This window comes from Amycolatopsis roodepoortensis, assembly GCF_024628825.1.
GTDB classification, from domain to species: domain Bacteria; phylum Actinomycetota; class Actinomycetes; order Mycobacteriales; family Pseudonocardiaceae; genus Amycolatopsis; species Amycolatopsis roodepoortensis.
In genome coordinates this window covers 4,780,139-4,803,490 of the sequence record NZ_CP102415.1, presented here as the reverse complement: position 1 = coordinate 4,803,490, position 23,352 = coordinate 4,780,139, and the positions used below count along the sequence as shown (strand labels likewise).

At 70.4% G+C, this 23,352-nt stretch carries 22 protein-coding genes; 20 read left to right on the top strand and 2 right to left on the bottom strand.

Annotation, left to right across the window (positions count from 1 at the left end; translation table 11 throughout):
* Positions 1-24 precede the first annotated feature (24 nt).
* Positions 25-1,293: a serine hydroxymethyltransferase gene (gene glyA / locus NQK81_RS22770; RefSeq protein ID WP_257483193.1), complete on the top strand. Its 1,269-nt coding sequence runs from the start codon at positions 25-27 to the stop codon at positions 1,291-1,293.
* 156 nt (positions 1,294-1,449) lie between these two features.
* On the opposite strand, the gene NQK81_RS22765 is transcribed toward glyA, so the two are convergent.
* Positions 1,450-1,968, bottom strand: a complete 519-nt coding sequence (locus NQK81_RS22765) for an inorganic diphosphatase (RefSeq protein ID WP_034310036.1) — start codon at positions 1,966-1,968, stop codon at positions 1,450-1,452.
* 167 nt (positions 1,969-2,135) lie between these two features.
* On the opposite strand from NQK81_RS22765, the gene dacB reads away from it, so the two are divergent.
* From dacB to folK, 13 genes are all read left to right on the top strand, one after another.
* A complete protein-coding gene (gene dacB / locus NQK81_RS22760; protein WP_257483192.1) occupies positions 2,136-4,133 on the top strand; it encodes a D-alanyl-D-alanine carboxypeptidase/D-alanyl-D-alanine endopeptidase in 1,998 nt (665 codons plus the stop codon).
* Positions 4,134-4,331: 198 nt separating this feature from the next.
* Entirely contained in the window at positions 4,332-5,360 is a 1,029-nt protein-coding gene (locus NQK81_RS22755; RefSeq protein WP_257489818.1) for an Rv3626c family coenzyme F420 biosynthesis-associated protein, read from the top strand.
* Positions 5,357-6,364, top strand: coding sequence for a tRNA lysidine(34) synthetase TilS (gene tilS / locus NQK81_RS22750; protein WP_257483191.1), 1,008 nt, complete (start codon positions 5,357-5,359; stop codon positions 6,362-6,364). The genes NQK81_RS22755 and tilS overlap by 4 nt, the downstream gene beginning before the upstream one ends.
* 116 nt (positions 6,365-6,480) lie before the next feature.
* Complete coding sequence (gene hpt / locus NQK81_RS22745) at positions 6,481-7,044, top strand: hypoxanthine phosphoribosyltransferase (protein WP_093933323.1); 564 nt, start codon at positions 6,481-6,483, stop codon at positions 7,042-7,044.
* A gap of 144 nt (positions 7,045-7,188) precedes the next feature.
* Entirely contained in the window at positions 7,189-7,551 is a 363-nt protein-coding gene (locus NQK81_RS22740; RefSeq protein WP_125683481.1) for a hypothetical protein, read from the top strand.
* Positions 7,552-7,568: 17 nt separating this feature from the next.
* Positions 7,569-8,933, top strand: coding sequence for a WXG100 family type VII secretion target (locus NQK81_RS22735; protein ID WP_257483190.1), 1,365 nt, complete (start codon positions 7,569-7,571; stop codon positions 8,931-8,933).
* Between the two features lie 240 nt (positions 8,934-9,173).
* Complete coding sequence (locus NQK81_RS22730; RefSeq protein ID WP_126730137.1) at positions 9,174-9,968, top strand: ESX secretion-associated protein EspG; 795 nt, start codon at positions 9,174-9,176, stop codon at positions 9,966-9,968.
* A gap of 195 nt (positions 9,969-10,163) precedes the next feature.
* Entirely contained in the window at positions 10,164-10,997 is an 834-nt protein-coding gene (locus NQK81_RS22725; RefSeq protein ID WP_126730139.1) for an ESX secretion-associated protein EspG, read from the top strand.
* Positions 10,998-11,186: 189 nt separating this feature from the next.
* Entirely contained in the window at positions 11,187-13,604 is a 2,418-nt protein-coding gene (gene ftsH, locus NQK81_RS22720) for an ATP-dependent zinc metalloprotease FtsH (RefSeq protein ID WP_126730140.1), read from the top strand.
* Entirely contained in the window at positions 13,573-14,187 is a 615-nt protein-coding gene (gene folE, locus NQK81_RS22715) for a GTP cyclohydrolase I FolE (protein WP_257483189.1), read from the top strand. Before ftsH ends, folE begins: the two co-directional genes overlap by 32 nt.
* Positions 14,184-15,026: a dihydropteroate synthase gene (gene folP, locus NQK81_RS22710; protein WP_257483188.1), complete on the top strand. Its 843-nt coding sequence runs from the start codon at positions 14,184-14,186 to the stop codon at positions 15,024-15,026. The genes folE and folP overlap by 4 nt, the downstream gene beginning before the upstream one ends.
* Positions 15,019-15,378, top strand: a complete 360-nt coding sequence (gene folB / locus NQK81_RS22705) for a dihydroneopterin aldolase (RefSeq protein WP_020632060.1) — start codon at positions 15,019-15,021, stop codon at positions 15,376-15,378. The genes folP and folB overlap by 8 nt, the downstream gene beginning before the upstream one ends.
* Positions 15,375-15,863: a 2-amino-4-hydroxy-6-hydroxymethyldihydropteridine diphosphokinase gene (folK, locus tag NQK81_RS22700; protein ID WP_257483187.1), complete on the top strand. Its 489-nt coding sequence runs from the start codon at positions 15,375-15,377 to the stop codon at positions 15,861-15,863. The genes folB and folK overlap by 4 nt, the downstream gene beginning before the upstream one ends.
* A 303-nt stretch (positions 15,864-16,166) precedes the next feature.
* On the opposite strand, the gene NQK81_RS22695 is transcribed toward folK, so the two are convergent.
* Positions 16,167-17,108, bottom strand: a complete 942-nt coding sequence (locus tag NQK81_RS22695) for a MerR family transcriptional regulator (protein ID WP_257483186.1) — start codon at positions 17,106-17,108, stop codon at positions 16,167-16,169.
* Between the two features lie 60 nt (positions 17,109-17,168).
* On the opposite strand from NQK81_RS22695, the gene NQK81_RS22690 reads away from it, so the two are divergent.
* The 6 genes from NQK81_RS22690 to panD all read left to right on the top strand — a co-directional run bounded on the left by NQK81_RS22690 (position 17,169) and on the right by panD (position 23,350).
* Entirely contained in the window at positions 17,169-17,630 is a 462-nt protein-coding gene (locus NQK81_RS22690; protein WP_126730147.1) for a DUF3180 domain-containing protein, read from the top strand.
* A gap of 69 nt (positions 17,631-17,699) precedes the next feature.
* A complete protein-coding gene (locus NQK81_RS22685; RefSeq protein ID WP_257483185.1) occupies positions 17,700-19,679 on the top strand; it encodes a DUF6779 domain-containing protein in 1,980 nt (659 codons plus the stop codon).
* 28 nt (positions 19,680-19,707) lie between these two features.
* Entirely contained in the window at positions 19,708-20,877 is a 1,170-nt protein-coding gene (locus NQK81_RS22680; protein ID WP_257483184.1) for a PrsW family intramembrane metalloprotease, read from the top strand.
* A 146-nt stretch (positions 20,878-21,023) separates the two neighbouring features.
* Entirely contained in the window at positions 21,024-21,938 is a 915-nt protein-coding gene (locus tag NQK81_RS22675; protein WP_257483183.1) for a Rossmann-like and DUF2520 domain-containing protein, read from the top strand.
* Entirely contained in the window at positions 21,935-22,843 is a 909-nt protein-coding gene (panC, locus tag NQK81_RS22670) for a pantoate--beta-alanine ligase (RefSeq protein WP_257483182.1), read from the top strand. The genes NQK81_RS22675 and panC overlap by 4 nt, the downstream gene beginning before the upstream one ends.
* 12 nt (positions 22,844-22,855) lie before the next feature.
* On the top strand, positions 22,856-23,350 hold the full coding sequence (gene panD / locus NQK81_RS22665; RefSeq protein WP_126730155.1) for an aspartate 1-decarboxylase: 495 nt from the start codon (positions 22,856-22,858) through the stop codon (positions 23,348-23,350).
* The last annotated feature ends 2 nt before the right edge of the window (positions 23,351-23,352 follow it).

The following is a 23,352-nucleotide window of genomic DNA, read 5'->3' as shown; positions in this document are numbered from 1 at the left end:
CCGTCTCTGGCAGGAGTACGTCCGATGACACACCAGCCCGAACTTTCCGCGCTCGCCGCCGCCGACCCGCAGATCGCGGGGCTCGTGGAGGACGAGGCGAAACGCCAGCACGACAAGATCCGCCTGATCGCGTCCGAGAACTACGTCTCACAGGCCGTACTGGAGGCGACGGGCACCGTCCTCACCAACAAGTACTCCGAGGGCTACGCCGGCAAGCGGTACTACGAGGGCCAGCAGCTCATCGACCAGGTCGAGAACCTCGCAATCGAGCGCGCGAAGGCCGTCTTCGGCGTCGACCACGCGAACGTGCAGCCGTACTCCGGCTCCCCGGCGAACCTGGCGGTGTACCTCGCGTTCGCCCAGCCGGGCGACACCGTGCTCGGCATGGCGCTGCCGGACGGCGGCCACCTCACGCACGGCTGGAGCGTGTCCGCGACCGGCAAGTGGTTCACCCCGGTCCGCTACGGCGTCCGCAAGGAGACCGGCCGCGTCGACCTCGACCAGGTCCGCGAACTCGCGCTGAAGCACCGGCCGAAGCTGATCTTCGCGGGTGGCACCGCGATCCCGCGCACCATCGACTTCCCGGCGTTCGCGGAGATCGCCCGCGAGGTCGACGCCGTCCTGGTCGCCGACATCGCGCATATCGCCGGGCTCGTCGCCGGTGGCGCGCACCCGTCGCCGGTCGGGCACGCGCAGGTCATCACCACGACCACGCACAAGACGCTGCGCGGTCCCCGTGGCGCGATGATCCTTTCCGACGCCGACCACGCGAAGGCCGTCGACAAGGCGGTGTTCCCGGGGCTGCAGGGCGGCCCGCACAACCACACAACCGCCGCGATCGCCGTCGCGCTGGGCGAGGCGCAGAAGCCGGAATTCTCCGAGTACGCGCACACGATCGTCGCGAACGCGCGGGCGCTGGCGGAGGCGCTGGTGGAGCGCGGTTACGACCTCGTGTCCGGCGGCACCGACAACCACCTGCTGCTGATCGACCTGACGAACAAGAACGTGCCCGGCAAGCCCGCCGCACAGGCGCTGGACCGCGCCGGTATCGAGCTCAACTACAACACCGTGCCGTTCGATCCGCGCAAGCCGTTCGACCCGTCCGGAATCCGGCTCGGCACCTCCGCGATCACCACGCGCGGGCTCAAGCCGGAGCACCAGACACAGGTCGCGGAGTGGATCGACCGCACGATCACCGCGGCGGCCGGCGAGGAACAGTCCGCTTTGGACACCATCGCCGCCGAGATCCGCGAGTTCCTGGCGCCGTTCCCGATCCCGGGCTACTCGGCCTAGGCAGGTGCGTCCGGTGGGTCGTGAGTGGCGATTCGGGTTCTAACCCGAATCGCCACTCACGACCACCTCGACCCACGCGGCACCGGCACTCCCCAGACGCGAAGGGGCCCTTCACCGCATCCCGTGCGGTGAAGGGCCCCTTCGGCGCTTGAACGACTAGTGAGCCGCCGGACCGTCGATGGCCTCCTTGGCCAGCCGGTCGGTCTCGCGGTCGAGCGAACGCTTGATCTCGGCCTCGGCCTCGGAGCGCCCGACCCAGCTCGAACCCTCGACGCTCTTGCCCGGCTCCAGGTCCTTGTACACCTCGAAGAAGTGCTGGATCTCGAGCTTGTGGAACTCGTTCAGGTGGTGGATGTCGCGCAGGTGCTCCAGCCGCGGGTCGTTCGTCGGCACCGCGAGGACCTTGTCGTCCGGGCCCTTCTCGTCGGTCATCCGGAACATGCCGATCGCGCGGCAGCGGATCAGGCAGCCCGGGAACGTCGGCTCCTGGACGAGCACCAGCACGTCGAGCGGGTCGCCGTCCTGGCCGAGGGTGTCGTCGATGAACCCGTAGTCGGCGGGGTACTGCGTGGCGGTGAACAGCGTCCGGTCGAGTTTGATCCGACCGGTCTTGTGGTCCACCTCGTACTTGTTGCGCTCCCCCTTGGGGATTTCGATAGTGACGTCGAATTCCACGCCGGCCTCGCTGCTCTCGTCTTTGGTACGCCCCGCCGTCGCGGACGGCTCACCGAGTTCATGGTCTTGTCTTCACTAGTGTGGACCACGGGGTCCCGGGTGGTCGCATCGATGTGGTCGTATGTGAGCTTGGCCCCTTCCCCGGACGGTGGATGAAGGAGCGTTGAGTGCCGGAAAACGATGCCCCGAGGTGGCCGTCGGACGACAAGGACACCTCATCCGCCGAGCCCAAGGCCGCCAAGGGGGAGGGCGAGGCCACGATGTGGCTGCCCATGTCGGGGATGGCGAACGGCAAGACCGAAGAGCTGTCAGTGCCGAAGGTCACACCCGAAAGTGGCTCCTGGTTCGAGCCGGTCGTCGAGGTCGAGGAGGAACCGGACGTCCCGGAGACCCCGACCCCGAAGTGGTCCGCGTTCGAACCGGTGACGCCGGTCGAGCCGAAGGAACCCGAAGCGCCGAAGACGGTCTTCGTGCAGCCCGTCCAGCCGCAGCCGACCGACAAACCGGACTGGGACCAGTTCGATCGGGTCGCCGAGCCCCCTGAACCCGAGCCGAAACCCGAGCCCCCGCGCCGCCCCGAGCCGACGCGGGTCGAGCCGCCGGCGCCCGCGCCGGTCCCGTCCGCGAGCATGCACGCCCGCCCGGTCCGCATCGAGCCCGCCGAAGAGCGCTTCGACGCCGAAGCGACCGTCGGGATCCAGCGGCCCGAGCCGCCGTCCCAGGAACCCCCGGCCGCCGAGACCGAGGCCGCGCCCGCGCCGAAGCCGAAACGCAAGCGCAAGGCCCTGCTGATCACGACCCTGGTCGTCGTCCTGCTGCTCGCCGGGATGGGCGGCGCCGCCGCGATGCCGAAGGTGTCGAACCGCCTCGGCCTGCCCTGGGCGCCGAACGCGCCGAAGGGCGAGATCCCCAAACCCGCCGGGGTCACCCGCGTCCTGCACGGGCCGGACATCAACGGCGCCGGGCCGACGAAGGAAGGGCTCGCGGCCGCGTTGGCGGGCCCCGCCGGTTCCCCGGACCTGGGCACGCTCACCGGCACCGTCGTGGACGCGGCGTCCGGTGAAGTCCTGTGGGACAAGAACTCCGGCACCCCGCTGACCCCGGCGTCGACCACGAAGATCCTCGTCGTCGCGGCCGCTCTGCTGTCGATGGACCACGGGACGCAGTTCTCGACGAAGATCGTCCAGGGCGCGGAGCCGGGCACGGTCGTCCTCGTCGCGGGCGGCGACCCGTCGCTGACCTCGCTGCCGCTGGGCACGGACTCGCCGCTGTACCCGGGCGCGGCCCACGTCGACGACCTCGTCGCCCAGGTCAAGAAGGCCGGAGGCGGCAAGATCTCCAAGGTCCAGCTGGACATCAGCCTCTTCAAGGGACCGACGTCCGCGAAGGGCTGGGACCCGGAGGACACCGCCGCCGGGAACACGTACATGGCGCCGGTCCTCCCCGTCATGGCCGACGGCGGCCGCACCGACCCGAAGAACGACCACTCGCCCCGCGTCGCGAACCCGGCGGCCGCGCTGACCCAGAAGATCGCGGGCAAGCTCGAAGCCCAAGCCGGCGGTACGACGACGGCGCCGAAGGACGCGAAGGTGCTGGGCGAGGTCAAGTCCCAGCCGCTCGCGGAGTTCGCCAACTCGCTGATGCAGCTTTCGGACAACCTGATGGCCGACGTCCTCGCCCGCCAGCTCGCGCTCGCGAAGGGCGCCGAGGCGTCGTTCACCGGCGGCGCGACCGCGACGATGAACGTGCTCAAGGAGGCCGGGTTCGACCTCACCGGCGTGCAGATCAACGACGGCAGCGGGCTGTCCGACCAGAACAAGATCCCGGCCAAGGTGCTCAGCGAGATCCTCGCGGTCGCGGCGGCGCCGGACGGCAAGGATCCGAGGACGCCCAAACTGCGGCCCCTGCTGGCCGGTCTTCCCGTCGCGGGCGGCAGCGGGACGCTCGAGAAGCGCTACGGCGATCCGGCGTCGGCCGCTGGCCGCGGCTGGGTTCGCGGCAAGACCGGGACGCTGTCCGGCGTGAACACCCTGGCCGGCGTTGTGCTGGACACCGACGGCCGGATGCTGGTGTTCGCGCTGATGTCGTCCGGTTCGGACCAGAACAAGGGCAGGGCCGCGCTCGACGTCGTCGCGGCGACGCTGCACAAGTGCGGCTGCCGATGATTTCGGTGAACCCGGCGATCGCGTCGCCAGGGCGGGTTCACGTCGTAGTCGGTCGGTCTTCGTTCGTTCGCACCTGCTCCGCCGTCCGGCTCCGGTGAGCGACCGGAATCGGAGCGTGAGGAAGTCGGGACGGAATCCGGTCTTCCAGCGGGTAGCGTCATAAGAGTGACTGAGGAAACGCCGACCAAGACACGTTCGATGGTCGACTGGTCCCTGGCCGCCTCGACGGGCGCCCTGCTGGTGCGCGGCGGTCCGGCGGTCGACCGCGAAGAGGCCGAAGAAGCCGTCGCAGATCTCCGTGACCTGACCGGCGAAGCGGAGGGGCACGTCCGCGAGCTGACCGGGCTCGGCCTCGATCTGCCGCTGCTGCCCGCCGATGTCGTCGACAGACCCGGCTGGGTCCGTTCGGCCGCCGCGGGGCTCGACGCGCTCACCGGCCGCGCGCTGCCGGAAGCCCAGGGCGGCCCGCTGGCGCCCGTGCTGGCCGGCGGCGCGGGTGTCCAGACCGGACTGGTGCTCGCCTTCCTGGCTTCCCGCGTGCTCGGCCAGTACGACCCGTTCGGCGGGCCGGACCGCGCCGGTCGTCTGGTGCTCGTCGCGCCGAACGTGGTCGCCGCCCAGCGTGCGATGGACGTGCCGGGGCACGACTTCCGGCTGTGGGTCTGCCTGCACGAATGCACCCACCGGCTGCAGTTCACCGCGGTCACCTGGCTGCGCGACTACTTCGCCGACGAGGTCGAGCGCCTGATCGGCGGGCTCGCCGGCCGTGACGCGGACGGGCTGAGCGATCTGGTCGGCCGCCTGCCGGACACCATCAAGCAGATCGGCAAGGGCAAGGCGGGCGGCGCCGGTCTCGCCGAACTCCTGCAGTCGCCGGGCGAGCGAGCGGTGTTCGACCGGCTGCTGGCGCTGTCCACCCTGCTGGAGGGGCACGCCGACTTCGTGATGGACGCCGTCGGGCCGCAGGTCGTGCCGAGTGTCGAGCTGATCCGCTCGCGGTTCACCGCCCGGCGCAAGGGCGGCGGCCTGATCGACCGCGTGCTGCGCAGCCTCCTCGGCGTGGACGCGAAGCTGCGCCAGTACGAACAGGGCGCGAAGTTCACCAAGCACGTCGTCGACGCCGTCGGCATGGACGGCTTCAACGCGGTCTGGACGTCGCCGAACACGCTGCCGACCAGGGCCGAGATCAGCGATCCGGCGGCCTGGGTGCGGCGACTGCACGGGTGAGCGGACCGGATCCGGCGATCGCGGCCGTGCGGACGGCCGTGCGGGACTTCCTGGCCTCGTCAGGGGCCGCCGACGAGATCTGTGTCGCGGTCTCCGGCGGCGCGGACTCCTTGGCGCTGGCCGAAGCGGCGGCGTTCGTGGGGTCGCGTGCCGGGCTGAAGGTGCGGGCGCTCGTCGTCGACCACGGCCTCCAGGAGGGTTCCGCCGAAACCGCCGCCCGAGCCGCGAACACGGCGCGGGAACTGGGCGCCGACACGGCCGAAGTCCTGAAGGTGCGCGTCGAGGGCGCGGGCGGACCGGAAGCGGCGGCCCGCCGGGCCCGTTACGGCGCTTTGCGTTCGGCGCTGCCCGATGGACGCGGCGTCGTCCTGCTCGGCCACACCCTCGACGACCAGGCCGAAACCGTCCTGCTCGGCCTCGGCCGGGGTTCCGGGCCGCGTTCGCTGGCCGGGATGCGCCCGCACGACCCGCCATGGGGACGGCCGCTGCTCGGCGTCACCCGCGCCACCACGCGGCAGGCGTGCCGGGCGCTCGGCGTCGACCCGTGGCAGGACCCGCACAACGAAGACCCGCGCTTCACCCGTGTCCGGTTACGGACCGAAGTACTGCCCCTTCTGGAGGATGTGCTGTCCGGCGGTGTCGCAGCGTCGCTCGCCCGCACGGCGGCGCAACTGCGCGAGGACACCGAGGCGTTGGACACACTCGCGGACGAGGTCCACCTGCGCGCCTTCACCGGCGAAGGGCTCGACGTCGCGGTGCTCGCCGCCGCACCGCCCGCGCTGCGGCGACGCGTCCTCCGCAGGTGGCTGCTGGACTCCGGCGTCCGCGAACTCACCGACGCCCACCTGCGCTCGGTCGACGCGCTGGTGGGGAACTGGCGGGGTCAGGGCGGGGTCTGGCTACCCGGCGACTTGGTGGCCGCGCGGGCGCATGGCAGGCTCACGGTGTCGCTGCCTGGTCGTCCACCTCCCGGAGGTGGATCGGGTGTCCCGCCACCGCGATAGCGGGGCCTCCGGCCGTGGCGGGTTCACGCGTATCGTGACCATCCATCGACACGACCCGGCTCCGCGAAAAGGCTCAGCCGAAGCACCCCAGTCCACCACCTAGAGGGGATCGTCCCGTGTACGAAGGCGAGATCGCCTCCGTGCTCGTCACCGAGCAGCAGATCAACGACAAGATCGCCGAACTGGCGGCCAAGGTCGCAGCGGACTATCCGGCCGACGGCCCCGGCTCCGGGCAGGGAGACCTCCTGCTCGTCGGCGTGCTCAAGGGCGCGGTGATGTTCATGACCGACTTCGCCAGGGCGCTCCCCCTTCCCTCCCAGCTCGAGTTCATGGCGGTCTCCTCCTACGGCTCGGCGACGTCGTCGTCCGGCGTGGTGCGGATCCTCAAGGACCTCGACCGCGACATCGCCGGCCGCGACGTGCTCATCGTCGAGGACATCGTCGACTCCGGGCTGACCCTGTCCTGGCTGCTGAAGAACCTCGCGAGCCGGAACCCCGCTTCGCTCGAGGTCGTCTCGCTCCTGCGCAAGCCGGAGGCGGTCAAGGTCGACGTACCGGTCAAGTACATCGGGTTCGACATTCCCAACGAATTCGTAGTCGGATACGGCCTGGACTACGCGGAGCGTTACCGGGACCTGCCCTACATCGGAACTCTGGATCCCCACGTCTACACGTCCTGAGAACCGCTTGCCCGGGTGTGCGGGAATACGGAACCCTGAGCACGGAGAACGCGTCATAGGCTGCGATCGAGTGCGTTAACCTATGCGAAGACCTTTGCCACGCAGCCGTCGTGGCCTGGCCCGGGGGAAACGGAGAGAGCTCAGATGGGGAACAGCTTGGCGGACGCGAACGCGTTCAAGAACGCCGCGGCCCAGGGTCAGGTCGGGATCGACCCTGACGCGGCCCAGACCGTCCTGAACAAGATCCGCACCGGCAAGGACGCCATCGAGGCCCTCCTGCAGCGGGCCGGCGACCTCGGGCAGGCGCCGAAGCTGGGCAACAACCCGGTCGGCAACGCGATCGCCGCGAAGGTGGCGAACCGTGCCGACGGCGGCGGCGACTCGTACGCGGCCGCGCTCCAGAACCTTTTCCAGCAGTACGAGGCCGCCGAGTCCGGCATCGTGACCGCGATGGCCCGCTACCACGAGATCGACCAGGCCGCGGCCGAGCCGTTCCGTAACGTCTGAGGGGGAGTCAGAAAGCCATGCCACCGAAGCACAGCGCCGACTCTTACGGCGAGAGCAACACCAGCGGCACCCCGGTGCAGCTCGGCGACAACTCGGAAGCCGCGAACATCGTGTCGTCCGCGCGCGGCCGCTCCGACGGGTTCGACATCGGCGCCGACCGCGCCATCACGAACCCGCCGAACTGGGAGAGCGCGCCGAGCAGCCAGGACCTGTGGAACCAGGCCAACATCGGCAACGACCCCAGCACGGCGACCGCCATCAGCCAGTCGTGGGGCTCGCACGGCGCCAAGCTGAGCCAGGCGTCGAACGACCTCTACAACGCGATCTCCGAACTGGGCGCCGCCTGGATCGGGCAGGGCGCCGCGGCCGCGCAGGGTTCGCTGGTCGCCATCGCGAACTCGGGTTCGCAGGCGTCCGAGGCCGCGCACACGATGTCGGACAGGCTGCAGAAGCAGGCCGACGCCGCCACCAAGGTCAAGCTCATGCCGAAGCCGACCGACTACAGCCCCGAGAAGGCCATGGGCCAGGCGCTGGCGGCGGGCCCGATCGGCATGATCACCGACCAGAAGCCCCTCGCCGACCAGGACAAGGAAGTGCGGGCGGAGCAGGCCAGGTTCCTCGAGGCCTACACCAAGGAGATGAGCGAGGTCGACAGCTCGACCCCGAGCTTCGGCCCCGAATCCCTCGGCATGAAGCCGACCGCGACGCACAACAGCGCCGGGTTCAGCGGCGTCGGCAACATCGGCGGCGCGGGCCTCAACTCCGGCGCCGTCTCCGGCACCCCCGTCTTCGCCGGCACGCACGGCTACGGCGCGCAGGGCAGCGGCGCGGCTCCGGTCCACGTCGGTCCGGACTCGGGCGTGTTCTCGCAGGCCGGCTACAGCCCGGCCGCGAGCCCGGCCGCCGGTGTCGCGCCGGGTGCGGGCGTCGCGTCCGGCGCCGGTGCCCCGATGACCCCGCACGCCCCGGCGAGCGGCGGCAACGGGCTCGGCCAGGCCCTCACCGCGGCCGCGCTCGGCGGCGGCCTCGGCTACGCGGGCGCCAAGGCGCTCGGCCAGGGCAACAAGTCCGGCGCCAAGGACACCGACAGCACCGACGCCGCCGCGACCGAGAAGGGCGGGCCCGCGCAGAGCGCCGCGTCCCAGGCCGTTCCGCAGCAGGGCATCGTGTCCTCCAGCGGCACCATCGGTGGCGCCACGCCGCCGATGCACGGAATGGGCGGCGGCATGGGCATGGGCGCGCACGGCGCGCAGGCCGAGCAGGAAGAGGAGCACACGCACGCGTCGTTCCTCATCGAGCCGGACCCGGACGACGCCTTCGGCGCCAACGAGGCGACCCCGCCGCCGGTCATCGGCGCGTGGACCGAAGACGACGAACGCTAGAGCGGTTTCCCACCGGGCGCGCGGCCGATCCGGCCGCGCGCCCGCTGACTTGTGCGAGAGCCTGTCGGCGGAGCCGAAGTTGGATGCCGAAGGGCGACCACACGTGAACCCGCCCGGCCGAAGGCCCCGCTATCGCGGTGGCAGGACACCCTGTACGCGGTCGCGAGACAGCTGACCAAGCAGTGTCCTGCCGACGCCGATCGCGGACGCGGGTTCACCAACAGACACTAGGGGCGGATGATGGCGAACGGTGACCTGCTCACCCCGGTCGAGCTGGACTTCCTGTGGGAGAGCGCGAACGCCGGTGAGCTGCCGTACCCGCTGCGGCTCCGCTCGCACGGGGCGACGATGGACGAGCGCGGCGCACTGCGGACGCAGACGCTCCAGTCGCTGAACCAGCGCCGTCTCGCCGACGAGCGCGGACGCCCCGAGCCGCATATCGAGGACTACTTCGGCGTCCTCGCGAGGCCGGACCTGAGCCTGGACTGCGTCCAGCTCAACAACCCCGGCACCGAACCGCTGCTCGCGGTCGCGTCGGTGCTCGGCGGACAGGGCCTGCTGACCGTGCAGGACCCGCGCGGTTTCCACTTCCACCCGATCGCCCCGGACGGCCTCGCGAGCGCGATCGTCTCCCTGCTGCCGCCGGGTTCGCGCGGCACGGAGAAGTCGATCACCCTCCCGCTCGACGGGCTTGTCGGCGCTTCGGGCGCGGACTTCCTCCAGCGCCGTCAGCCGCAGGTCGACGGCTCGGCGACGTCCGACGAGGACCGCAAGGCCCTGTCGAGGCTCCAGGCGCAGCCGCGGCTTCGCGGTGGCCAGTTCGGCGCCAACGCGCGCAGCAAACACGGCACGCGGAGCCGGTCTTCGGTGCTGAGCTGGTTCGACACGCAGTCCGGCCGGTACTTCACCCAGGCCACCCGCGGTTCCGACGGACGGGACTGGATCACCGTCGCCCCCGCGGACCCGGCGACGCTGCGCCAGCGGCTCACGGAGCTGCTGGGGAAGATCGCTTCCGACGCCTCCCTCGCGCACTGAGCTATCGGGCCCCGTGTCGCGAAAGCCACTTTCGGGACATCAGGCGTCGCGAAAGTGGCTTTCGCGACACGCTTCCCTGCCAGGCGCCGGCATGATCCGCGATCCGGACGCCGGCTGTCGTACCCCTTCGCTATCGTGAACCTCTGGGCGTCCCGAGGCCCATGAAGCCGAGGTGCCGGGAGGGCACGGAGCAAAATGCACCAGGAACACTTCACACCGATGGCGTTCGACTTCCTCTGGGAGTCCGCCGAGCTCGGCGACCTGCCATACCCGCTGCGCGTCCGGTCGCACGGAGCGACCGAGCTCGAACGCCGGGCACTGCGCCAGCGCGTCGACAACGAACTCCAGGCCCGCGGCATCCGCGACGGCCGGGGAAGGCTGGAGCGGCGGATCGAGGACTGGCTGTACCTCCTCGCCCGCGGCTCGCTGACCATCGACGCGCTCCACATCCCCGAATTCCAGGCGCCGACGATCGCCGTGCTCGGCGCCACCGACGGCCGCGACGCGGTGATCGCGATCCAGGACCAGTCCGGGATCTGGCTGCGCGAAGCACCCGCCGACGGGCTCCCGACGGCGGTCGTCGACCTGCTGCCCCCAGGACAGCGCGGCTCGGAGGCGTCCGTCACGCTGCCGATCGACGACGCCCGCCGCACCGAGCCGATCCGCGCCGCCATCAACCCGACGAAGCAGGCCGAGGAGCCCGAAGCGGCGAAGAGCCGTCGCAAGGACAAGCCGCGCGTCTCGCTCAGTGAGCGCATCGCGGCGGATCCGCGCGAGGCGTTCGGCAAGCTCACCGGCCAGCCGAGGCTGCGCGGCGGTCAGCTCGCAGCGAACAGCCGGTCCCACGTGGGCGCCAAACAGCGGTCCCGCGTGCTCGGCTGGTTCGACACCGCCAGCGGTCGCTATCTCAGCACGTCACAGGCCGGTCCGGACGGGCGCGAGTGGGTCACCGTCTCGCCCGCCGACGTCAAGACGCTCCGGACGCGGCTGGGCGAAATGGCCGCCGGTGTGGCGGTCGACACACGCTAGGGTCCGGCTCCGGGAACCCTCGCGCGACGTCCGCCGTTTACGTCCGAGAGGCTCACCACCCTCATCCGTCCAGGCGGGCGGTATCCTGAGGGGCGGGTGTCGGAGCACCATGGGTCGTCAAGATCGTGATGGCGGGTATCACATGAGCCGCCCAACCAGGAAGGGTCGAGGCCACCAGGGCCGAGTCGTATGAACCGGAAGAGCGTGCTCAGGAACCCAGTGCTCTGGATTCTCGCGGCGGTACTGGCGTTTCTCGCATACAACACGATCTTCGACAGTGATCGTGGCTACACCCAGGTGCCGATCTCGATCGCGAACCAGCAGATCACCGCGAACAACGTCAAGGAAGCCTCGCAAGAGGACAAGGAGCAGCAGATCAAGCTGCTCCTGAACAAGAAGATCGAGGTCGACGGCCAGCAGGTCGACCAGATCATCGCGCAGTACCCGGCGAACGTCGCGGGCACCATCTACGGCCAGCTCATCGGCCTGAAGAGCGGTGACAACCCGGTCAAGTTCACCACCAAGGTCACCCAGCAGAACGTCCTCACCCAGATCCTGATCTTCGCCATCCCGCTGGCGCTGGTGCTGGGCCTGCTGATGTGGATGATGAACAACGCGCAGGGCGGCGGGAACCGCGTCCTCAACTTCGGCAAGTCGAAGGCCAAGCAGCTCAACAAGGACATGCCCAAGACGACCTTCGGGGACGTCGCGGGCGCCGACGAGGCCGTCGAAGAGCTGTACGAGATCAAGGACTTCCTGCAGAACCCGGCGCGCTACCAGGCGCTCGGCGCGAAGATCCCCAAGGGCGTCCTGCTCTACGGGCCGCCCGGTACCGGTAAGACGCTGCTCGCGCGCGCCGTCGCCGGTGAGGCGGGCGTGCCGTTCTACACGATCTCCGGTTCCGACTTCGTCGAGATGTTCGTCGGTGTCGGCGCCTCGCGAGTCCGCGACCTGTTCGAGCAGGCCAAGCAGAACGCGCCCTGCATCATCTTCGTCGACGAGATCGACGCGGTCGGCCGCCAGCGCGGCGCCGGCCTCGGCGGCGGCCACGACGAACGCGAGCAGACGCTGAACCAGCTCCTCGTCGAGATGGACGGCTTCGACGCGCGCGGCGGCATCATCCTGATCGCCGCGACCAACCGTCCCGACATCCTCGACCCGGCGCTCCTGCGCCCCGGCCGCTTCGACCGCCAGATCCCGGTGTCCGCGCCGGACATGCGCGGCCGCAAGGCGATCCTCGAGGTGCACGCCAAGGGCAAGCCGATCGCACAGGGCACCGACCTGAGCAGCCTCGCCAAGCGGACCGTCGGCATGTCCGGCGCGGACCTGGCGAACGTGCTCAACGAGGCCGCGCTGCTCACCGCCCGCCAGAACGGGCACGTGATCACCGACGCCGCGCTGGAGGAGTCGGTCGACCGCGTCGTCGGCGGCCCCGCCCGCAAGAGCCGGATCATCTCCGAGAAGGAGAAGAAGATCACGGCCTACCACGAGGGCGGGCACGCGCTCGCCGCGTGGGCGATGCCGGACATCGAACCGGTCTACAAGCTGACGATCCTGCCGCGCGGGCGCACCGGCGGTCACGCCCTGCTCGTCCCGGAGGACGACAAGGAGTTGATGACCCGATCGGAGATGATCGGGCGCCTGGTCTTCGCGATGGGCGGCCGGACGGCGGAGGAGCTCGTCTTCCACGAGCCCACCACCGGTGCCTCCTCCGACATCGAGCAGGCGACCAAGATCGCCCGCGCGATGGTCACCGAATACGGCATGAGCGCCCGGCTCGGCGCGGTCAAGTACGGCCAGGAGCAGGGCGACCCGTTCCTCGGCCGCTCGGCGGGCCGCCAGGCGGACTACTCGCTCGAGGTCGCGCACGAGATCGACGAGGAGGTGCGCAAGCTCATCGAGACCGCGCACACCGAGGCGTGGCACGTGCTGAGCACCTACCGCGACGTGCTGGACGAGCTGGTCATCGAGCTCCTCGAAAAGGAGACGCTGACCCGCAAGGACCTCGAGCGGATCTTCGCGACCGTCGAGAAGCGCCCGCACATCACCATCTTCAACGAGTTCGGCGACCGCAAGCCGTCCGACAAGCCGCCGATCAAGACCCCCGGCGAGCTGGCGATGGAACGCGGCGAGCCGTGGCCCCCGCCGGAGGAGAAGAAGGAGCAGCCGGTGCTGCAGCCGGCGCCGACCCCGGTCGGCACCGCGCAGGGCGGCGGCGACCTTCCCGGTGGCCCGCCGTACGCGCAACCCGCTCCGCCGCCGGACCCGAACGCGAACCCGTACGCCCCGCCGCCGCCGGGCGCCTACCCCAACGGTGGTCGCCCCAACGGTGGGCCGAACGGCACCGGTCACTGGCCCCAGGCATATGGTGGGCAGCAGCCGGGTGGTCCGGCAGGCGGTTACCAGGGTGGGCCCGTTGGCGGCCCGCCGAACTACGGGGCTCCTCCCGGCTGGACCCCGGCCACGCAGCCGGGCGGCCAGCCGAACCAGCCCTGGCGTCCCGCCGAAGACCGCCCGCGTGACGGCTGGTTCGCTGACCAGCCCGGCGGTCAGCAGGACGAAGGACAGCAACGGCGTGACGACGGACAGGACGACACCAAGCGGTAACGGCGTAAGCCCGGTCTTCGACCAGGACCGGGCCGAGAAAGCCGTACGCGAACTCCTGCTCGCCTGTGGTGAGGACCCGGACCGGGACGGTCTCTTGGAGACCCCGGCCCGGGTCGCTCGCGCTTACCGGGAAATGTTCGCCGGGCTCTACACCGAACCGGACCACGTCCTGGACCGCACGTTCGACGAGGCACACGAAGAACTCGTGCTCGTGACGGACATCCCGATGTTCAGCACCTGTGAACACCACCTGCTGTCATTTCATGGCGTCGCCCATGTCGGCTACATCCCCAATGAGCACGGCAAGGTCACCGGCCTGTCCAAACTGGCCCGCCTCGTCGACCTCTACGCCAAGCGCCCGCAGGTCCAGGAGCGCCTGACCTCCCAGGTCGCCGACGCGCTCATGCGCAAACTCGAGCCCCGCGGCGCGATCGTCGTGGTCGAGGCCGAGCATCTCTGCATGGCCATGCGCGGTATCCGCAAACCCGGCGCCAGGACGACGACGTCCGCCGTGCGCGGTCTGCTGCAGTCTTCGGCGTCCTCGCGGGCGGAGGCGCTGGATCTGATCAAGGGCCGTCGATGACCGCCCTGCCCCGGCCCGGCCGGTGCGCGGTGATGGGGATCCTCAATGTCACCCCCGATTCCTTTTCGGACGGTGGCCGCTACCTCGGCGTCGAGCAGGCGCTGGAGCACGCGCACGAGATGTGGGCGCGCGGCGCGGATCTGATCGACGTCGGCGGGGAGTCGACTCGGCCGGGAGCGTCCAGGGTGGACGCCGGGACCGAGATTTCCCGGATCATGCCGGTGATCCGCGCGCTCGCCGCCGACGGTGTCGCGATGTCCGTGGACACTACGCGGGCCGAGGTCGCCCTCGCCGCGGTCGAGGCGGGCGCGTCCGTCATCAACGACGTCTCCGGTGGGCTGGCCGATCCGAACATGGCGAAGGTCGCCGCCGAGACGGGTGTCCCTTATGTGCTGATGCACTGGCGCGGGCACAGCAAGGACATGAACGCGCTGGCGTCCTATGAGGACGTCGTCGCGGACGTGCGCGCCGAGCTGCTGTCCCGAGTGGACGAAGCGCTCGCCGCGGGTGTCGACGCCGATGCGATCGTGCTCGACCCCGGGCTGGGGTTCGCGAAGAACGCCGAGCACGACTGGGCGTTGCTGAACGGCCTGGATACCTTTCTGTCACTGGGTTTCCCGGTTCTCGTCGGCGCTTCGCGCAAACGGTTCCTCGGGCGCCTTTTGTCCGGAAAGGACGGAAAGCCCGCTCCGCCGGACGGCCGCGAGAACGCGACCGCGGCCGTGTCCGCGCTCGCCGCGGCGGCCGGCGCCTGGGGAGTGCGGGTGCACGAGGTCGGCGCGAGCATCGACGCCGTGACCGTCGCGGCGGCTTGGCGGAAGGGGAGTCCCGTTGTCTGACCGGATCACGTTGACCGGCTTGAGGGTCTTCGGCAGGCACGGGGTCTTCGACCACGAGAAGCGGGACGGGCAGGAGTTCGTCGTCGACATCGTGGTGTGGCTGGACCTCGGCCCGGCCGCCGCGTCCGACGACCTGACCAAGACGCTGCACTACGGCGAATTGGCGGAGCTCGCCGCCGGGATCGTGGCGGGCGAGCCGTACGACCTCATCGAGAGTGTCGCCGGGAAGATCGCCGACGAGGTGCTGCGCGACGAGCGGCTGACCGCCGTCGAGGTGACGGTGCACAAGCCGTCCGCGCCGATCCCGCTGAACTTCGACGACGTCGCGGTCACGGTGCGGCGGGAGCGATGAGCCGCGCGCTGCTTTCGCTCGGCTCCAACCTGGGGGACCGGCTCGCGTATCTCCGATCCGCCGTCGACGCGGTCCGGCCCGCGGTCGTCGCGGTGTCGTCGGTCTACGAGACCAAGGCGTGGGGTGTCGAGGACCAGCCGGACTTCCTCAACGCCGTCGTCCTGGTCGACGACCCGGCGCGTGATCACTGGGACTGGCTGCGCACCGGGCAGGCCGCCGAGCAGGCGGCGGAGCGCGTGCGCGAACTCCGGTGGGGTCCGCGCACGCTGGATGTCGACATAGTGACCGTGGACGGGGTTCGCTCCGACGACCCCCAGTTGCTGCTTCCGCATCCCGGCACGCCGGAGCGCGCGAGCGTGCTGATCCCCTGGCTGGAGATCGAGCCCGACGCGGTGCTTCCCGGCCACGGTCCCGTCGCCGACCTCCTCGCCGCCCGCCCCGCCTCGGACCACGACTCCGTCCGCCTCACGCATTTCGTCCTCTGAATGCGGTAGTTGACGATACGAACCACCGCATCCAGAGGACGGTCCCGGAAGTGGGGGACCGTGTGGATTTCTGGTCACCTGACGCCCCAAAACCCACACGGTCACGGCCAAGCCCCCAGTGGTTCGTGATGCGAACCACCGCGTTTGGTCGCCTGATTGCGAGGGGCGGCGACCCCGGAGAGGTTGCGAAAGCCACTTTCGCAACCTTCAGCGTTGCGAAAGTGGCTTTCGCAACGCCCACCCGGCGCCCGTCGGCCAGGCAATCAGTCGGCTAAACGCGGGAGTGGTAGCAAAGGTCCCTTGCTACCCCAGCGCCGAGCGCAGGGCCGCGATGATCCACTCCGCCTGCGGCATCTGCGAGGGGAACGACGGCCAGCCGTTGATCTTCCCCAGCAGCAGCCAGTACCGCTCGGCCCGCGGGTCGGAGCTGATCGCCATCCCGTCGGTCAGCCGCTTCCGCCAGGCCGGGTCGGCGGGGTCACGGCCGTTCCGCGAAGACTCCGTGAAGATCGTCTCCGCCAGTTCGCGGCCCTCGGCCGAGTCCGGCGCGAGGCCGGCTTCGAGCGCTTCGGTCGCCCGAGCGCTCCACGCCATCCACAGCTCCTGCTGCTTCGCGCCGAAGTCCGCTCCGTCCTGCTTCCGGAGCTGCGAGTGCCACTCGCTCATCCGGCGGATGGACGCGCGGAACTCGTCGTCCTGCACGAGTTCGGCGAACTCGATCCAGGCCTCCAGTTGCTCGGGCGTCGGGTCGTCGGGCAGCTCCGGTTTCGCCGAGCGCATCCGCTCGTAGAACTCCGGGTCCAGATCGAGCCCTTCGACCATGTCCGCCCAGAACTCGTCGAGCAAACGTTTGCGGTCCTCGTCCGACATCGACGCGAGTTTGTTCATCAGTTCGACCTCCTCCAGTGGTGAGTCCCGTTTGGCCACCGCTCGCAGGACCGCGCGGCGCAGTTCCAGCCGCCGGATCTGCTCGTCCAGGGCGGCGACGTGCTGGACCGCGAGGTCCCCGATGGTCGCTTCCCTGGTCAGCGCCCGCTCGACGTCGGCGAGGCCGAGCCCGAGTTCCCGTAGCGTCCGGACCAGCTCGAGACGCGCCATCGCGGTCGCGTCGTAGAGCCGGTAGCCCGAATCGGTGCGGTCGGTCGGGGGCAGGAGCCCCTCGTCGGAGTAGAAGCGGATGGTCTTCACCGGCAGGCCGGTCCGTTTGGCCAGCTCCCCGATGGTGAAAACCGATGCGGTGCCCATATGCCTCATCGTCGACTCTCCAGTTGGTGGAGAGTCAAGCCTGCCAGGTAGCGTTGGACCATGCACTTCACCCGGCCACGTGAGCTGGCGGTGGCCGGCCTCCTGGGATTGGTCCTGGCCTATCTGCTCTTCCAGGTCGCCTACGGATCCATCCCCGCGCTTCCGCTCTTCGCCGGAATCACGCTGCTCGTCCTCGCGCTCTGCGAGTTCGTGCTCGCCTTCATCATCCGGTCGCGGATCAAGGAGGGCCGCGTGCTCTCCGCGATCTCCGTCGCTCGATCGGTGGCCCTCGCCAAGGCCTCTTCGCTCGCCGGATCCGCGATGACGGGCGTCTGGCTCGCGGCTTTCGCGTATCTTTTTCCGCGACGTGACGAACTCCTCGCGGCGAGCGGCGATCTCCGCTCGGCCACGGTCGGGATCGTCAGCTCGGCGGCGCTGGTAGCTGCGGCTTTATGGCTCGAACACTGCTGCCGGACCCCCGAGGGCGGTGATCGGGACACCGATCCCGAGCCGACCGGTTAACGCTCGGGAGCCACCGCTCGAAGTACCGACTAGGTCTCGTTCGGATTACTAGAAGGTACGGTGTTGGGCATGACCGGGGTGGGTGACGACTCGCGCGGCCGCCTTGCGGGTAGGCCGTGGCTTGTCGTCGGCTTGGTTCTCGCCGTCGGCGCGACTCTCGCATTGGTGCTTTCCGACGACCTCCGCTACTTGCGTCTGGGGATCGTCGCGGCGCTGTGGGCCGCCTTGATCGGTGCGTTCCTCGCGGTCCGCTACCGCAAGCACGTTTCGCAGAGCGAGGACGCCGTCGCCGAGGCGCAGGCCGTCTACGAGCTTGAGCTGGAACGCGAGATCGCCGCCCGCCGCGAGTTCGAGCTGGAGATGGAGGCGGAGACCCGGCAGGCCGCCGAGAGCCGCTCCCAGGAAGAGCTCGAAGCGCTCAGAGCCGAGGTGAGCGCTCTGCGTGAAAGCCTCCAGTCGCTCTTCGGCGGCGAAGTCCTCCTCGAACGCGTCGCGCTCACCGCGCAGGCCACCCGGATGCGGTCCCTCGACAACAAGCAGCTGATGAGCGCGGGGTCCGAGAACGGCAACGGCAAACCCCAGCTCATGGCGGCCAAGAGCACCACGATCGACGTCGACGAGCGTGACCGCGAGCGCCCGACCGAGATGATCGACCGCGTCCTCGAACCCGCCGCGATGCGGGCTCCGGCGCCGCCCGCGGCCCGCCGCAAACCGGCGAACGGCCAGGTCAACGGCGCAGGCGGCTACGGCCAGAGCAATCAGGTCCAGCGGCCGAAACCGGTCGACGAGTCGACTCGCCGCAGTATGCGCAAGGCCGACGCCCGCGCCTCCAAGGCCGCCGAGGCGCTCGCCGCCGAGGCCGCCCGCCGCGAGCGGATGGAGCTGTCGAACCCCGGGATGTCGCCCGCCGAGGTCTCCCGCCCGATGCCCAGGGTCGACGCCCAGCGCAAGACCCCGCCGCCGGTGACCCCGGCCGAGGTGTCCCGCCCGTCCATGCCGGGTGTGTCGCGCGCCGAGGCCTCGCAGCCCTCGATGCCCACCGTCGCCCGCCAGCCCCAGCGCAACGAACCGCCTCGCCGCCCGCAGCAGCCGTCGCTGCAGCAGCGGCTCGACGCCGGCACCGTTCAGCGTCCTCCCGCGCCGCGGCCCGAGGAGCAGACGCGGAAGCAGACGCCGCCGGTGAAGCCGCCCGCGCCGGCGAAGCCGGTCAAGAAGGTCGAGCCGGATCGTCCCCGGCCGAACCGCGAGCTCGGTTTGACCCGCCCCGGTATGAAGCCGGTCGAGCGGTCCCGTCCGGCCGGCGGCACGCCGCCGCCCGCGAACAAGCCCGCCACGCCGGAGCCGATGGAGGCCACCGGCGAGTGGAAGCCGTCGTGGACGCAGGAGCGCCCGGTCTCCGACCTGAGCGCGGCGTTCCCCAGGAAGGACGACTTCCAGGACCGGCTGCGTCCCAAACCCCAGCAGCCGCAGCCTTCGGCGTCCCAGCCACGGCCGGAGCCGCGTCCCGAGCCTCGTCGTGAGCCCGAGCCGCCGACCCCGCCGTCGATCCCGGCCGTTTCCGAGCCGCCTCGCCGGGCCGAGCCCGTGCGGAAGCCGGAGCCCGAACCGGTGCGCCGTCCGGCGGCCGAGGCGCCGTCGCGGCACAGCTCGCCGCCCGTCGAGGAGCCGCCCGCGGTCAACCCGACGTTGCCCGAAGAGATCCGCCTGTCGCAGAACGGCGGCGGCGGACGCCGTCGCCGCGCGGCGGAAGACTCCTCGGCCTCGCTCACCCCGGCCCCGAACGTTCCCGAGCCCACCGGTGGCGGCCGTCGCCGTCGCCCGGACGGGGAACCCCCGGCTTGGCAGAGCACCGAGTCCTCTGGCGGCCGTCACGGCGGCAGGCGGGCGAAGCCGGACGACGAGACGCCGTCCCGTAACGGGTCTTCGCACAGCCGTCCCGAGACTTCCGAGGCGGGTTCCCACGCGTCCGGCCGGTCGGTGATGGATCTGCTCGCCGCCAACGGCGCGAACGAATCCACTCCGCGGCGCAGGCGGCGTGCCGAAGACTGAACCCGTACCGACGGTAGGGTGACCCGCTGTGAGCGAGCCTTCCTCCCCTGCGCCCGGCCCCGACCGGATCCGCCGGTCCCGGTCGATCACCGTGCTGCTGCCGGTGCTCGGGCTGATCGCCGTCGCGCTGTGCGGGTTGTTCGTCTTCGGCACGGTGACCGAAAAGGTCGGCCCGCTCGCGGTGGGGATCGGTGTGCTCGCGGCACTCGTCCCGGTCGCCGTGGTGGTCACCGCGTTCCTGTGGGTCGACCGCTGGGAGCCCGAACCGCCGAAGCTCCTGCTGCTGTCCTTCGTCTGGGGCGCGTGCGTCGCGACGATCATCGCGCTGCTGCTCAACAGCGGCGCCGAAGCCGTCGGTGATCTGCTGCTCGGCACCGGCGTCGGCGGCAAGATCAGCGGGCTGGTCTCCGCGCCGCTGGTCGAGGAGGCCGCGAAGGCCGCTTTCATCCTGCTGCTGTGGTGGCGCCGCCCGATCGAGTTCGACGGCGTCGTGGACGGCATCGTCTACGCCGGGTTCACCGCGGCGGGTTTCGCCTTCACCGAGAACATCTATTACTTCGGCCGCGCCTTCGCCGAGCACGGCTTCGGCGACGGCACGAGCGCCGGTGTGCTCGCGGCGTTCTTCCTCCGCGGCGTGCTCTCGCCGTTCACCCATCCGCTGTTCGCCGTCATGACCGGGATCGGGCTCGGCATCGCCGCGAGCAGCAAGGTGCGCTCCCTGCGGATCCTGGCGCCCATCGGCGGTTACGTCGTCGCGGTGCTGCTGCACGCGCTGTGGAACGGTGCCGCGCTGCTCGGTGGCGCGAAGACCTTCCTGAACGTCTACTTCCTGATCATGGTGCCGCTGTTCATCGGGGTCTTCTCGGTGGTGGTCATGCAACGACGGCGTGAGCAGCGGATCGTCGCGGCGGCGCTGCCGATGATGGTTGATGCACGCTGGATCGCCCCCTCCGAGGTCGCGCTGCTGGCCAGTCTCTCCGGGCGGCGGTCGTGGCGGAAACAGGCGCGGAAGCAGTCGGGGCGGGAGGCGGCGAAGGCCGTCGGCCGCTACCAGGCCAGCGTGACCGAGCTCGCGTTCCTGCGGCGCGGCCGCAAGCTCACCGACGACGCGAAACAGCGGCAACGTGAGCTGCTCCAGGTGCTCAAGACGTCGCGGGCCGAGGCCGTGCGGCTGGCCGACGGCGCGCCGCGCGGATGACCACTGTCAGGTGAAGCTGGTCACGGGGGCCGGTTCAGACCCGTGCCGGAGGGTTACCCTCGCGCCGTCGTCTGGTACCCGCGACCGCAGAGCGGGACTGGAACGAGTTGAGGAGTTTCGACCATGAGCGTCCACTGGCGCACGCCATGATGAGGCCCGCTCGCCTGGCGGTCGGCGTCGTTTCCGCGGGGCGCGTCGGCAGTGTCGTCGGCGCCGCGCTCACCAGGGCCGGGCACACGGTCGTCGCCGCTTCCGGCCTTTCCAACGCTTCGGTGCGCCGAGCGGAGCAACTGCTCCCCGACGTGCCTCTCCTGCCTCCCGACGAGGTCGCCCGCCGGGCCGATCTGGTCCTGCTGGCCCTGCCGGACGACGCGCTCGCCGGGATGGTGCGCGGTTTCGTCGCCACCGGATCGCTGCGGCCGGGGCAGATCGTCGTGCACACCTCCGGCGCGCACGGAATCGACGTCCTCGCTCCCGCCGCCAAGGCAGGCGCGCTGCCACTGGCCCTGCACCCCGTGATGACCTTCACCGGCCGCGCCGAAGACCTCGACAGGCTGGCCACCTGCAGCGTCGGTGTCACCGCGACGGAGGGTGACGAAGCGGCGTGGAACGTCGGCGAAGCGCTGACCGTGGAGATGGGCGCGGAGCCCGTCCGGGTCCCTGACGAGGCGCGAGCGCTCTATCACGCGGCGTTGGCGCACGGCGCGAACCACCTGATGACAGTGGTCGCCGACTGCGGGGAACTGTTGCGGGAGGCGGGAATCGCCCAGCCCGAACGCCTGGTGGCTCCGTTGTTGTCGGCGGCGTTGGATAATGTTCTCCGACACGGGGACCGGGCGCTGACCGGGCCGGTGGCCCGTGGTGATCTCGGCACCGTGCGTAAGCATCTCGCGGTGCTGGCCGAACGTGGCCCCGACATCGCCCCGAGCTACCGCGCGCTGGCCAAGCGCACGCTGGCGCGCGGCGACGCCGCCGGGCTCCTGGACGCGTCGGCCGCCGCCGAGCTCACCGAACTCCTGAGTGATCCCGCAGACCCCGCCGAAGGGCAGCAAAACCAGTGACCACACCGAAATTCGCCCGAGGCACGCTGCACACCTTCCAGCCGCCCGAGCAGGTCAGCCAGGTGACGCGTGCCCTGCACGGCGTCGGCCGCAAGGTCGCGCTCGTGCCAACGATGGGCGCCCTGCACGCGGGGCACCGCGAGCTGATCCGCCGGGCGAAGCGGCTGCCGAACACGGTCGTCGCGACGTCGATCTTCGTGAACCCCCTGCAGTTCGGGGAGGGCGAGGACTTCGAGGCGTACCCGCGTCCGCTGGACAAGGACCTCGAAGTGCTGAAGGAGGACGGCGTCGAGCTGGGCTTCCTGCCCAAGGCGTCGGATCTGTATCCCGAGGGGGCCACCGTCACGGTGCATCCCGGCGCGCTCGGCGACGAGCTGGAAGGCGCGGCGCGGCCGGGGCATTTCGCCGGCGTGCTGACCGTGGTGGCGAAACTGTTCAACATCGTGCGGCCGGACTACGCCTTCTTCGGGGAGAAGGACTACCAGCAGCTGGTGTTGATCAAGAAGATGGTGCGTGACCTGAACTTCGACACCCGCGTCATCGGGGTGCCGACGGTACGGGAACGCGACGGGCTGGCGTTGTCCTCGCGCAACGTCTATCTGACCCCGGAACAGCGCGAGGACGCGATCGTGTTGTCGGCGGCGCTCACCGCGGGTGCCTTCGTCGGACGCGACGGCGCGGAAGCCGTGCTGGCGACCGCCAGGCAGACCCTCGCCGCGCGGCCCGCGGTCGAGGTCGACTATCTGGAATTGAGGGGAACCGACCTCGGGCCCGCGCCCGTGGACGGTGAAGCGCGGTTGCTGATCGCGGCCAGGGTGGGGAGTACCCGGCTGATCGACAACGTCGGAGTGATGCTCGGCGCCGCCGTCGACCATCCGGAGAACGCGCTGGACGCAGGGGAATAGGGAGAGTCCACGATGTACCGCACGATGCTCAAATCGAAGATCCACCGGGCGACGGTCACCCAGGCCGACCTCCACTACGTCGGCTCGGTGACCGTCGACGAGGACCTGATGGACGCGGCCGATCTGCTGCCGGGCGAACAGGTGTCCATTGTGGACGTCACCAACGGCGCCCGGCTCGAAACGTACGTGATCGCGGGCGAACGCGGCAGCGGGGTGCTCGGCATCAACGGCGCCGCCGCGCATCTGGTGCACCCGGGCGATCTGGTGATCCTGATTTCGTACGCGCAGATGGAGAACGCCGAGGCGGCCGCGTTCCGGCCGCGGGTCGTCTTCGTCGACGCGGACAACCGGATCGTCGAGAAGGGCGCCGACCCCGGGCACGCGCCGGAGGGTTCCGGTCTGCTGAGCGGCACCGTGACGCTGGCCGACGACGACACGATGACCTTCCCGGTCGCCGAAACCGCCGACGCCCGCCGTCTCGACGCGCTGCTGCACGCCGAAAGCTGAGC

Coding starts and splice junctions, on each gene's coding strand:
- NQK81_RS22685 (WP_257483185.1), top strand. CDS start 17,700: ATGACCGGGGTGGGTGACGACTCGCGCGGCCGCCTTGCGGGTAGGCCG.
- NQK81_RS22725 (WP_126730139.1), top strand. CDS start 10,164: ATGCACCAGGAACACTTCACACCGATGGCGTTCGACTTCCTCTGGGAG.
- folP (WP_257483188.1), top strand. CDS start 14,184: ATGACCGCCCTGCCCCGGCCCGGCCGGTGCGCGGTGATGGGGATCCTC.
- ftsH (WP_126730140.1), top strand. CDS start 11,187: ATGAACCGGAAGAGCGTGCTCAGGAACCCAGTGCTCTGGATTCTCGCG.
- NQK81_RS22735 (WP_257483190.1), top strand. CDS start 7,569: ATGCCACCGAAGCACAGCGCCGACTCTTACGGCGAGAGCAACACCAGC.
- panD (WP_126730155.1), top strand. CDS start 22,856: ATGTACCGCACGATGCTCAAATCGAAGATCCACCGGGCGACGGTCACC.
- folK (WP_257483187.1), top strand. CDS start 15,375: ATGAGCCGCGCGCTGCTTTCGCTCGGCTCCAACCTGGGGGACCGGCTC.
- glyA (WP_257483193.1), top strand. CDS start 25: ATGACACACCAGCCCGAACTTTCCGCGCTCGCCGCCGCCGACCCGCAG.
- NQK81_RS22675 (WP_257483183.1), top strand. CDS start 21,024: ATGATGAGGCCCGCTCGCCTGGCGGTCGGCGTCGTTTCCGCGGGGCGC.
- NQK81_RS22740 (WP_125683481.1), top strand. CDS start 7,189: ATGGGGAACAGCTTGGCGGACGCGAACGCGTTCAAGAACGCCGCGGCC.
- NQK81_RS22755 (WP_257489818.1), top strand. CDS start 4,332: ATGGTCGACTGGTCCCTGGCCGCCTCGACGGGCGCCCTGCTGGTGCGC.
- NQK81_RS22730 (WP_126730137.1), top strand. CDS start 9,174: ATGGCGAACGGTGACCTGCTCACCCCGGTCGAGCTGGACTTCCTGTGG.
- NQK81_RS22695 (WP_257483186.1), bottom strand. CDS start 17,108: ATGGGCACCGCATCGGTTTTCACCATCGGGGAGCTGGCCAAACGGACC.
- NQK81_RS22690 (WP_126730147.1), top strand. CDS start 17,169: ATGCACTTCACCCGGCCACGTGAGCTGGCGGTGGCCGGCCTCCTGGGA.